General features: G+C 73.3%; 3 protein-coding genes. All 3 read right to left on the reverse strand.

All coding sequences use genetic code 11. The annotated features are described in order from the left end of the window. The coding region (locus AAHZ94_RS16765; RefSeq protein ID WP_349993699.1) for a beta-ketoacyl synthase N-terminal-like domain-containing protein at positions 1-834 on the reverse strand (834 nt) is incomplete at its 3' end. A gap of 28 nt (positions 835-862) precedes the next feature. After that, positions 863-10828, reverse strand: a complete 9966-nt coding sequence (locus AAHZ94_RS16770; RefSeq protein ID WP_349993701.1) for a type I polyketide synthase — start codon at positions 10826-10828, stop codon at positions 863-865. A 427-nt stretch (positions 10829-11255) separates the two neighbouring features. Beyond that, on the reverse strand, positions 11256-11714 hold the full coding sequence (locus tag AAHZ94_RS16775; protein WP_349993703.1) for a helix-turn-helix transcriptional regulator: 459 nt from the start codon (positions 11712-11714) through the stop codon (positions 11256-11258). Positions 11715-12412 lie beyond the last annotated feature (698 nt).

Raw genomic sequence — 12412 nt, forward strand, 5'->3', positions numbered from 1 at the left:
CAACAACACCAACCCCACACCCTCAGCAAAATTCGTCCCATCCGCACCCTCCGCAAACGCCCGGCACCGACCATCACCCGACAACCCACGCTGCCGACTGAAGGTCACGAAGGGCATGGGGGTGGCCATCACGGTCACGCCGCCGGCCAGTGCCAGGCTGCTCTCACCCGAGCGCAGCGACTGGCAGGCCAGATGCATCGCGACCAGCGAGGACGAGCAGGCCGTGTCGACGGTGACGGCGGGCCCTTCGAGGCCGAGGGTGTACGCCACCCGGCCGGAGATCACCGAGGAGAAAACGCCGGTCGGGATGTAACCCTCGACCTCGGCCGACGCGTTGGTGAGCAGGGTGTCGTAGTCGTGGGAGTAGCAGCCGACGAACACCCCGGTCGCCGTCTTGTGCAGGGAGTGCGGGTCGATGTTGGCGCGCTCCAGGGTCTCCCAGGCCGTCTCCAGGACCAGTCGCTGTTGCGGATCGGTCGCCAGTGCCTCGCGCGGGCTCATCTTGAAGAACTCGGCGTCGAAGTCGCCCGCGTCGTACAGGAATCCGCCCTGCCGGCCGTAGCTCTTGCCGGGGGCGTCCGGGTCCGGGTCGTACAGCGTCTCCGGGTCCCAGCCGCGGTCGGTCGGGTAGTCGGAGATCGCGTCGCGCCCCTCGGCGACGAGCTGCCACAGCTCGGCCGGGCTGCGTACGTCGCCCGGGTAGCGGCAGCCCATGCCGACGATGGCGATGGGTTCGAACCGGTCGGTCTCCAACTCCTGGAGGCGCTGGCGGGTGCGGCGCAGGTCGGCCGTCACGCGGCGCAGGTAATCCCGGAGCTTCGCTTCATCAGACATGGGAAGTCACCATCCTCACGTGGGCCGGTCAGGAGAGTCCGAGCTCGTTCTCGATGACGTCGAAGATCTCGTCGTCGGTGGCGGCCGTCAGGTCCTCGTCGGACCCGGTCGCCCCTGTCGTGGGTCGTTCGCCCTCGCCCAGCTTCCAGGCCAACCCTTCGAGCCTGGCCCGCAGTGCGGCGCTGGTCGCGGCCTCCAGGGTGAGGTCGGCGAGGCTGGCTTCCAGGCGTTCGACCTCGCGTTGGACGCGCTCGGCCGGGTCCGCGTCCTGGGGGCTCAGCCTGGTGTGCAGATGGGTGGCGAGGTCGGTCGGGGTGGGGTGGTCGAAGATGAGGGTGGGTGACAGGCGCATCCGGGTTGCGGTGTTCAGCCTGTTGCGCAGTTCCACGGCGGTCAGGGAGTCGAAGCCGATTTCCTTGAAGGGCCGGTTGGCCACGATGCCGTCCGGGGTGGGGTGGCCGAGTACGGTCGCCGCGTGGGCGCGTACCAGGTCGAGCAGGTGTCGGTGCTGGTCGTCGGGGGCGAGGGTGGCGAGGGTTGCGGCCAGTCCGCCGTCGGTCGCGCCGCTGGCCACCGCCCTGCGGGTGCCGGCACCGGGCAGGGCCCGCAGTACGGCGGGCAGGGCGGCCGGGTCCGTGGGCGGGGTCAGCGGGCAGGGGGCGAGCGTCGCCCGGTCGATGCGGAGGGCGGTGTCGAGCAGGGCCAGGCCGTGTGCGGTGTCGATCGGGGTGAGTCCGGCGTGGCTGACGACGCGTCCGCGCTGGGCCTGGTCGAGGTGGCCGGTCATGCCGCTGGCCTCCTCCCACAGCCCCCAGGCGAGCGAGGTGGCGGGCAGGTGCTGGGCGCGCCGGTGGTGGCTGAGGGCGTCCAGGAAGGCGTTGGCCGCGGCGTAGTTGGCCTGGCCTGCGCTGCCGAGGGTGGCGGTGGCCGAGGAGAAGAGGACGAAGGCGGCCAGCTCCTGGCCCAGGGTCGCCCGGTGCAGGTTCCACGCGGCGTCGGCCTTGGGTCGGAAGACGGTGTCCAGGTGCTGGGGGGTGAGGTTGTCGACGGTGGCGTCGTGCAGGGCTCCGGCGGCGTGGATGACGGCGGTCAGTGGGTGGGCCGCAGGCACGGCGGCCAGTTGGTCGGCGAGGGCGGCGGGGTCGGCCGTGTCGCAGGCGGCGATGGTGGCCGTGGCACCCAACTCGGCTAGTTCTTCTTGGAGTTCGTACGCGCCCGGGGCCTCGGGTCCGCTGCGGCTGAGCAGCAGCAGGTGGCGGATGCCGTGCCTGGTGACCAGGTGGCGGGCGACCAGGGTGCCGAGGGTGCCGGTGCCGCCGGTGATGAGCACCGTGCCGGCCGGGTCGAGCGTCGACGGCAGGGCCAGGGTGATCTTTCCGGTGTGGCGGGCCAGGCTGAAGTGGCGCAGCGCCTGGCGGGCCCGGGACAGTGGCCAGGTGGTGGCGGGCAGGGGCCGCAGGGTGCCGGCGGCGAAGAGCGGGGCGAGGGCGGCGAGCATGGCCCGGGTGGTGTCGGGGTCCACGTCCAGCAGGTCGAAGGCGCGGTAGCTGATGTGCGGGTGGACGGCGGTGACCTGGTCCGCGTCGCGGATGTCGGTCTTGCCCATCTCGATGAACCGGCCGCCGGGTGCGAGCAGTCGCAGCGAGGCGTCGATGGACTCCGCGGTGAGGGAGTTGAGCACGATGTCCACGCCGCCGGGGGCGCCGGCCCGGAAGTGGGTCTCGAAGTCCAGGGTGCGGGATGAGGCGATGTGCGCGTCGTCCAGGCCGAGCGCGCGCAGCGTGTCCCACTTGGGTGGGCTGGCGGTGGCGAACACCTCGGCGCCGAAGTGGCGGGCGAGTTGGATGGCCGCCATGCCGACGCCGCCGGTCGCGGTGTGGACCAGGACGGTGTCACCGGCCCGGATGCCGGCGAGTTCCACCAGGCTGTAGTAGGCCGTGAGGAAGGCCGCGGGGACGGTGGCCGCGTCGGTGTACGACCAGGAGTCGGGGATGCGGGTGAGGAGGCGGTGGTCGATGATGCGGGTGGGTCCGATGCCGCCGGCGGCGGCCATGCCCATCACCCGGTCGCCGGGGGCCAGGTCGGTGACGTCCGCGCCGACCTCGGTGACGGTGCCGGCGTCCTCGCCGCCGATGGGCACCTTCACCGGGACGAGGCCGAGGGAGACCATCACGTCGCGGAAGTTCAGGCCGACGGCGCGTACGGTCATCCGCACCTGGTGGGGTTCGAGCGGCCGGTGGGACGCGTCGCCCGGGGCCAGGACGACCTGTCCCAGGGTGCCTCCGTCGCCGGCCACCTCCAGTTGCCAGTCGGTGCCGTCGGCGGGTGGGGTCAGGGTGTCGGCCGCTGCGGGGACCAGCCGCGGGACGCTCATTTCGCCCGAGTGCAGGGCGAGTTGGGGTTCGCTACGGGAGAGTGCCAGGTCGAGCGCGGCGGGCAGGGCCCGTACCGAGGCTTCCTGGTGGTCGAGGTCGATCAGGAGGAACCGGTCCGGCTCCTCGGCCTGCGCGCTGCGCACCAGGCCCCACAGGGCGGCGTCGGCGAGGCCGTCGGCGGTGGTGGCGGTGGCTTCGCCGGCGGCGACCGCGCCTTCGGTGACCAGGGCCAGTCGGCTGGCCGCGTAGTGCGGGCTGGCAAGCCACTCCTGGAGCAGGCCGAGGACGGTTTCGGTGCGGTGGGCGGCGGCGCGGGCCGGGTCCTGGCCTGGGTCCGGTGCGGGCAGGAGGGCGAGTACCACGTCGGGTGCGGGTTCGGCCGCCGCTTCCAGGGCCGCGCCGAGGTCGACCAGTCGGGTGTGTCGGGCGACGGCGCGTCCGGTGTGCCGGGCCAGGGTGGCGGCCAGGCCCCGATCGTCCGCGCCCAGGACGGCGAGGTGGGTATCGGTGTCGGCGCTGGTGGGCGCGGCGGCGTCCGGCTCGGCCGGGTGCCAGTCCAGGTGGAGCAGGGAGCGTCCGGTGTCGGCGGTGGGAGTCAGTCCGGTGGCGGCCAGCGGGCGCAGGGTGAGGGCGTCGACGGTGAGGACGGGCCCGCCGGCCGGGTCGGTGACGCTCAGGTGCACGGCGTCGGCACCGGTGTCGGCGGCGGGGCTGGTGGTGATCCGTACCCGCAGCGCGGTGGCATCGGTGGCGTGCAGGGTGACACCGCTCCAGGCGAACGGCAGGGCCTGCCCTTCGGTGTCGCCGGGGCCGAAGCCGGTGGCGATGAGCAGCGGGTGCAGGGCCGCGTCGAGCAGGGCGGGGTGCAGGCCGAACCCGCTGGTGGCGGTGGTGGGCGCGAGCCGTACGTCGGCGTACAGCACATCGCCGGCGCGCCACAGGGCGTGCAGGTTCTGGAAGGCGGGCCCGTACTGGTAGCCGCGGGCTGCCAGTTCCTCGTACGCGCCGTCGAGGGGGACCGCGGTGGCGCCGGCCGGTGGCCAGGGCGCCGGCGCCGCGGGCGGGGCCGGGGTGGCGCCGGCCGTGGTGAGGACGCCGCTGGCGTGGTGGGTCCAGGGTTGGTCGGCTTCGGCGGCCTGTGGGCGGGAGTGGATGTGGATGCTGCGCCGCTGCTCCCCCGTCGCGTCGCCGCCCTCGGCCCGTTCGGGTGTGCCGACGGTCAGGTGGAGGTGGACGGGCCGGCCGTCGGTGAGCAACAGGGGTGCGTGCAGGGTGAGTTCGGCCAGGGTCGGGCAGCCGGTCGCGGTGCCGGCGGCCAGTGCGAGATCGAGATGGGCGGTGCCGGGCAGCAGCGGAGTGTGGGTGACGGCGTGCTCGGCCAGCCAGGGTTGGTCGCCGGTGCCGAGGGTGGCGGTGGCGTGCCAGCTCCCGTCGGGCAGCCAGGTGGTGCTGGCGAGCAGCGGGTGGTCGGCCGGGTGCAGGCCGAGTCCGCCGGCGTCCGCGAGGGTGGGTGCGGGGTTGAGCCAGTGGCGGTCGCCCTGGAAGGCGTAGCTGGGCAGGTCGACGGGGCGGCCGGGGCCGGTGGGGCGGCCCAGCGCCCGGGGCCAGTCGACCGGCGCGCCGTGCACGTGGCCGGTGGCGAGCGCGGTGAGGAACTGTGGCCAGCCGCCGGCGTCACGGCGCAGGGTGCCGATGGCCGCGCTGCCGGGTTCGGGGTCGCCGTCGGGGTGCAGTACGTCCTGGATGCTGGCGGTCAGCACCGGGTGCGGGCTGGTTTCGACGAACAGCCGGTGGCCGGTGTCGACCAGGTCGGTCAGGGTGGGGTGGAACAGCACGGGCCGGCTCAGGTTGTCGTACCAGTACGTGCCGTCCAGGGCCGTGGTGTCCAGGCTCCCGCCGGTGACGGTGGAGTGGAAGGGCACCTGGGCGGGGCGCGGGGTGAGGTCGGCGAGCAGGGTGTGCAGGGTGTCGCGGAGTACCTGCATGTGCGGGGTGTGGGAGGCGTAGTCGACCGGGATGGTCTTGGCGTCGACGCCGGTGGCCTGGCAGTGGGCGACCAGTTCGGCCAGGGCGTCGGCGTCACCGGCGACGACGGTGGTGGCCGGGCCGTTGAGGGCGGCGAGGTGGACGCCCGGGTGTCGGGTGAGCAGCTCGCGGGCCCGGTCTGCGGCGAGCGGCAGGGAGGCCATGCCACCGGTGCCGGCGACGTCGGCCAGCGCCTTGGAGCGCAGGGCCGAGACGCGGGCGGCGTCTTCCAGGCTGAGGGCACCGCAGGCGTACGCGGCGGCGATCTCACCCTGGGAGTGGCCGATGACGGCGTCCGGGTGGACGCCGTGCGCCCGCCAGAGGGCGACCAGGCCGGAGGCGACGGCGAACAGGGCGGGTTGGACGACGTCCACCCGGTCGAGACCGGGCGCGCCGGGCCGCTGGCGCAGCACGTCGAGCAGGTGCCAGTCGGTGTGCGGCTCCAACGCCTGGGCGCAGGCGTCGAGTTCGGCGGCGAACTCGGGCGAGGCGGCCAACAGGTCACTGGCCATGCCGACCCACTGGGGGCCCTGGCCGGGGAAGACGAAGACGGTCTTCGGGGTGCCGACGGCGGTCCCGATGACGGTGCCCGGCGCCGGGTTGCCCGCCGCCAGGGCGGTGAGCCCGGCGATGGCGCCGGCAGTGTCCTGCGCGGTGACGACGGCCCGGTGGGTGTGGTGGGTGCGCGAGGTGGCCAGCGCCCGGGCCACCTCGGCCGCGGCCGGTGCGGTGGCCGGCTCCGCCTGTTGCGCCCAGTGGGCGAGCCGGGCCGCCTGGGCGGCCAGGGCGGGTGCGTCGTGGCCGGAGACCAGCCAGGCCAGCGGGTGGCCGGCGGGGTGCTCGCCCTCGGCGGTCCGGTCCTGGTGGGTCGGGCCGGCGGGCAGGGCGGGTGTGTCGTCCGGGGCCAGGGTGTCTTCCGCGGGGGCCTGTTCGAGTACGAGGTGGGCGTTGGTGCCGCTGATCCCGAACGAGGACACCGCGGCCCTACGCGGCCGGTCCACCACCGGCCACGCACGCTCCCGCGTCACCAGCTCCACCGCGCCCGACGACCAGTCCACCCGCGAGGACGGCGCGTCCACGTGCAACGTCCGCGGCACCACCCCACGCCGCAACGCCTCCACCATCTTGATCACACCCGCCACCCCCGCGGCAGCCTGGGTGTGACCGATGTTCGACTTCACCGAACCCAGCCACAGCGGGTCACCCGCACCCCGGCCCTGCCCGTACGTCGCGAGCAGCGCCTGTGCCTCGATCGGGTCGCCGAGGGAGGTCCCGGTGCCGTGCGCCTCCACCACGTCCACCTCGGAAGCGGCCACCCCGGATGCCTTCAACGCGGCCTGGATGACCCGCTGTTGGGAGGGGCCGTTGGGGGCGGTGAGGCCGTTGGACGCGCCGTCCTGGTTGATGGCGGAGCCGCGCAGCACGGCCAGTACCCGGTGTCCGTTGCGCTGGGCGTCCGACAGTCGTTCCAGTAGGACCAGGCCCGCGCCCTCGCCCCAGCCGGTGCCGTCGGCGCCGTCCGCGAACGCCTTGCAGCGGCCGTCGGGTGCCAGCCCGCGCTGCCGGCTGAACTCCACGAAGATGCCGGGCAGCGACAGCACGGTGACCCCGCCGGCCAGCGCCATCGTGCAATCGCCCGCGCGCAGCGACCCGGCGGCCAGGTGCAGGGCCACCAGCGAGGACGAGCAGGCCGTGTCGACCGTGACGGCGGGCCCTTCGAGGCCGAGGGTGTACGCCACTCGGCCCGAGATCACGCTCGACGTGGAACCGGTGAGCAGGAAGCCGCCGTCGGTGCCGGCGGGCGGCTGGTGCATGCGCGGCCCGTAGTCCTGCGCCATGGCGCCGACGAACACCCCCACCTGGCTGCCGCGCAGCGTCCGGGGATCGAGGCCGCCGCGTTCGACCGCCTCCCAGGCCACTTCGAGCAGCAGCCGCTGCTGCGGCTCCATCGCCTCCGCCTCGCGCGGCGAGATCCCGAAGAACGCGGCGTCGAACCGGGCGACGTCGTCCAGGAAACAGCCGCGCCTGGTGTACGAGGTGCCGGCGTGCTCGGGGTCGGGGTGGTAGAGCCCGTCCAGGTCCCAGCCGCGGTCGGTGGGGAAGTCGGTGGTGCCATCGCCGCCCGCGTGCACCAGCTCCCACAGCTCCTGCGGGCTGCGCACGCCGCCGGGGTAGCGGCAGGCCATCGCGACGACGGCGATCGGCTCGTCCGGCGCGGCGGGACGCCCGGCCACCTCGCGCGCGGCCCGGTCGGGTGCCGGCCGCTGCCCGTCCGCCGGTGGGTCGATCGCGGCCTGCAAGCGGGCGATGACGTGCTGCGGAGTGGGGCAGTCGAAGGTGAGGCTGTCGGGCAGTGGCAGCCCGGTGGCGGTGCTCAGCCTGGCCGCGAGTTCGGCGCCGGTGACCGAGTCGAGGCCGAGTTCCTTGAAGGTACGGGTCGGGTCGAAGGCGTCCGCCCGCAGGTGCCCGAGGGCGGCGGCGGTGGCCCCGAGCACCACGGCGGTGACGTCCAGGGTGGGTTGCGGGGTGGGGGCTGACGGGGTGGTGTCTGTCGCCCGGGTGGTGTCTGTCGGGGTGGCGCCTGGCGCCAGGGTGGCGCCCGCCGCTGGGACAGTCTCGTCCGCCGCGGGGGTGTTCGCGGGTCCGCTTCCGGTGCTGGGTCCGCTCCCGGTGGTGGCCGCGTCCAGCCAGTAGCGCTGGCGCTGGAAGGCGTAGGTGGGCAGGGACACCCGCCGGGCGCGCCGCCGGTCGGTCCAGGGTGACCAGTCGACGGGCGCGCCGGACGCGTACGCCTGGGCCGCCGCGAACACCATCCGCTGCCAGCCGCCCTGGTCGCGACGGAGGGTGCCGATGGCCTCCCCCGCGTCGGCCACGATCTGCTCGACGCTCAGCGTGAGCACCGGGTGCGGGCTGACTTCCACGAACAGGGTGTGTCCCGCCGCGGCGAGCGCCCGTACGGCCGGCTCGAACCGCACGGTGTGGCGCAGGTTGCGGTACCAGTAGTCGGTGTCGAGACCGGTGGTGTCGACGGGTTCGCCGGTCACCGTGGAGAAGAAGGGTACGGCCGCCGGGCCCGGCCGAACGTCGGCCAGGGCCTCCAGCAACTCCTCGCGTACCGGCTCCACTTGGTCGGTGTGCGAGGCGTAGCTGACCGGCATGGCACGGGCTCGTACGCCGCGTGCCTCGTACCCGGCGACCAGTTCCAGTACCGCGGCCCGGTCGCCACCCACCACGGTGTGGTGCGGGCCGTTGACCGCGGCGACGTGGATGCGGCCGGCGTACTCGGCCAGGTCCGCGGCGACCTCGGCGGCGGGCAGGAGGACCGAGGCCATCGCCCCGGCGTCGTTCCCCAGGGTTGCCACGGCGCGGCTGCGCACCGCGACGATCCGTGCGGCGTCGGCGAGCGAGAGCGCGCCGCACACATGGGCCGCGGCGATCTCGCCCTGGGAGTGGCCGACCACCGCGTCCGGGACCACGCCGAGCGAGCGCCAGACCGCGGCGAGCGCGACCATCTGCGCGAAGAGCACCGGTTGCACCACGTCGACCCGGTCGAGCGAGGGTGCGTCCGGTGCGCCGCGCACCACGTCGAGCAGCGACCAGTCCAGGTACGGTGCGAACGCGGCGGCGCAGGCTTCGACCGACTCCCGGAACACCGCCGACTGGTCCCACAACTCCCTTGCCATGCCCTCCCATTGGCCGCCCTGCCCGGGGAAGACGAAGGCCACCTTGCCGGCGCGGGCCCGTCCCCGTACCACCTGCGGCGCCTCATCGCCGCGGCCGAGCGCGTCGAGCCCGGCGAGCAGGTCGGCCCGCCGTTCGCCGAGCACCACGGCCCGGTGTGCGAAGGCGGTACGGGTGGTCAACAGCGCCGAGCCGACGTCGGCCGGTGCCGTACCGGTGTCCGCGGTCAGGTGTGCGGCCAGCCGGGCCGCCTGCGCGGCGAGACCGGCGGCGGTCGGCGCGGACACCACCCAGGGCAGCGGGCCCGCCGGGCTGGCCTGCGGCTGCTCAATGGCGGGTGCCTGCGGCTGCTCGCCGGCGGGCGCCTGTGGCTGCTCGCCGGCGAGTGCACGGGTGGGTTCCCCAGCGGATGCCTGGGTGGGGTTGCCGGCCTCTGGCGCGGCACGCCCGCCACGGGTGGTCCAGGAGTCAACGGCCGCAGGTGCGGCGGCCAGCACCAGGTGGCAGTTGGTGCCGCCGATTCCGAACGAGGAGACACCGGCGAACTGCGCGACGAGCTTCGACTGCGCCCGGCCGGGCTGGTCGGACGCCGCTGGTTGGGTTGCCGTGTCGTCGGTTGTGGCTTCGCGGGTCGTGGCTTCGTGGGTTGCAGCTTCGTGGGTTGCTGCTGCCTCGTCCGCCGGCCGGGTGGGCCAGGGCGTGTTGGTCGTGGCCACCTTGAGGTGCCAGCCGTCGAAGTCGATGCGTGGGTGCGGCTCGGTGAAGTTGAGGCTGGCCGGGACCGTGCCGTGGGACAGCGAGAGCGCCACCTTGAGGAGGCCGACCACGCCCGCCGCGCCCTCCAGGTGGCCCACATTGGTCTTGGCCGAGCCGACCAGCAGCGGGGCGTCCTGCGCGGTGCGTCCGGCGCCGAGCACGGCGCCGAGTGCGGCTGCTTCGACGGGGTCGCCGACCCGGGTCCCGGTGCCGTGCAGTTCGACGTAGCCGACCCGGCTCGGGTCGACGCCGGCGCTCCGGTACGCGCTCTCCAGTACGGCGCGCTGGCCATCGGCGCTGGGGGCGGCCAGGGCGGTGCCGGGGCCGTCGTGGTTGACGGCGCCGCCGCGGATCACGCAGTAGATGCGGTCGCCGTCCGCGAGCGCCCGCTCCAGCGGCTTGAGGACGACCATGCCGCCGCCCTCGCCGCGGACGAAGCCGGCGGCAGCGGCGTCGAAGGTGCGGCAGCGGCCGTCCGGGGCCAGGGCGCCGATGCGGTCGAAGTCCGGCCCGCGGTCGATCAGGTTGAGGTTGACGCCGCCGGCGATGGCCAGCGTCGCCTCGCCCGAACGCAGGCTGGCGCAGGCGAGGTGCACGGCGACCAGGGACGAGGACTGCCCGGAGTCGACGGTGAGGCTGGGGCCGCGGGTGCCGAGGACGTAGGAGAGCCGGTTGGCGATGATGCCGCGGCTGCGGCCGGTGAGGGCGTGCGGGTTGCCGCCCGGGGTGCCCTGCCGGTCCTGGAGCAGGGCGTAGTCGTCCCAGATGGTGCCGACGAACACGCCGGTGCTGGTCGCGCGCAGGGCGGCCGGGAGCTGCCCGGCGTCCTCCAGGGCCTCCCAGCCGAGTTCCAGGGCGAGCCGCTGTTGCGGGTCCATGGCCTGGGCCTCGCGCGGGGAGACGCCGAAGAACTCCGCGTCGAAGGTGTCGATCCGCTCCAGAAAGCCGCCCCAGCGGGGTGCGGGCGCGTCGGGCACCGGCCCGGTCCCGCCGGCCGGCTGCCCGTTTGCCCAACGCCCGGGCGGCGGCTCGGTGATGCTGCTGTCGCCCCGGTGCAGGAGCTCCCAGAATTCCCGCGGGTTCGCCGCCATCGGCAATCGGCAGGAAAGCCCGACGACGGCTATGGCCGCTTCGCTTGACGGGTGGGTCTCAGACACGACGCTGTTTCCCCTCGGGCCGTTTGACACAGGACCGTGCACACCGGAGCACCGCGGCGGGAAAGCGCCGTACGGGCGGCGACTGAATTTCTGTCAGGGCACCTTCCGGCACCGCTCGACGGCCGTCGCACACCGTGGTCAGTCGCGCGCCACCTGCCGGAACGGGCAGTTACCGCGCCGCTTCCCCGCCACCGGGCCGAGCTACCGATTCACGGCATCTCCAGGCCCGGCGCACGCCCTGAGGCAATCATCCAAGGGCCGTCGTGGGCAACCACCTGCGGTACGGCTTGCCTGTTCGTACGGTCGCCTTGCCCATGTTTCCCCGGCCCCACAGGAGGCGCTTTCGCCGAAAATGGGCAGCGGAAATCCCGCGGACCCGATGGATTCCGCGGGAGAGGCTTTGACCGATGAAGTCGCCGAGGCGGCGCTAGATCAATCCTGACCTAATGGCGTAGGAGACCACATGTGTCCTGTTACGCAGATTGAGTTGCTTCATCAGGCCGTAGAATATGTTCTTTATCGTACGCTCCGAGTAGCAGAGCTCCTGTGAGATCTCGGCAATGACATAGCCTTCGGCGGCGAGCCTGAGGACGTTGATCTCGCGGGCCGAGAGGCCGGATGCGGTGAGGCCGCGCGGGGTGAGCACGTCGCGCTGTACGCGGTGCACGTGGTCGAGCAGGCCGCCTTGCAGCGAGGCCGGGAAGTCCGCCCAGCCCTTGCTGATCCGCCAGATGACGTCGATGAACCTGGCGGGCGTGAACTCCGCACGCCACAGCGCTGCTCGTACCCCGTACTCGGCCGCCATCGAATAGTCGGCGTGCCAACTGTTGTCCACGATGAGGCAGAATCGGACCGAGGGCGCCTGCCATGTGCGTAAGAGTTCCATGGTGTCGGCATTGACGGTATCGACCGAGACCACCATGACGTCCACTTCGGCCCCTGGCTCGGCCGCGCTGAGCTTGAATTGCGGATTGCCTTCGAGCGGGCCGACGAGCCCCATGCACGTAATGGGATCTTCAGCATGAACCGCAACCTTGATCATGGCCGTCCCCCGTATCGAATGGTCGCCCCTGCGGCTCGGACGCCGACCCGCTGCGAGGCGGTACGCCGATATCATGGCACGCTGATCTCCCCCTCTTGTCGACTCTGTGGCAGGGGACGGCTAGCTGTAGGGAAAAATCACGCGAGCGTCCACCGAAGCGGAATGTTGCACACCGCGAACGCCGCACACCGGCGCACTAAGTGCCGACCCATGGCTTCCCTTTTGGCGTGGCATCCGGTATCCGACGGGGCGACACTTCGACGTAATCAGCATGCCGGTTCTTTGATACCCGTGCCCACTCCGGGAATTCGATCACCGCGCTATCGGGCACTTCACCGGGCCTGCGGGAGTCATAACGGGCGCGCTCGGGGCCGAACCGGTCGCCGGCCGCGTCACGTCCCGGCGGCGGGTGGGCCTTCCGCATGCCCCCGCACGCTGCCCGATTGGCGTGGCGATCGGGCAGCGCCGGCGGACGGCTGACGGGATACTGTCCGGAATCTGGACGGCCGCCGGGGGCCGGGGCAGGACATCAAGTGGCCGCG

It is taken from the genome of Streptomyces sp. HSW2009 (assembly GCF_040240285.1).
Classification (GTDB): domain Bacteria; phylum Actinomycetota; class Actinomycetes; order Streptomycetales; family Streptomycetaceae; genus Streptomyces.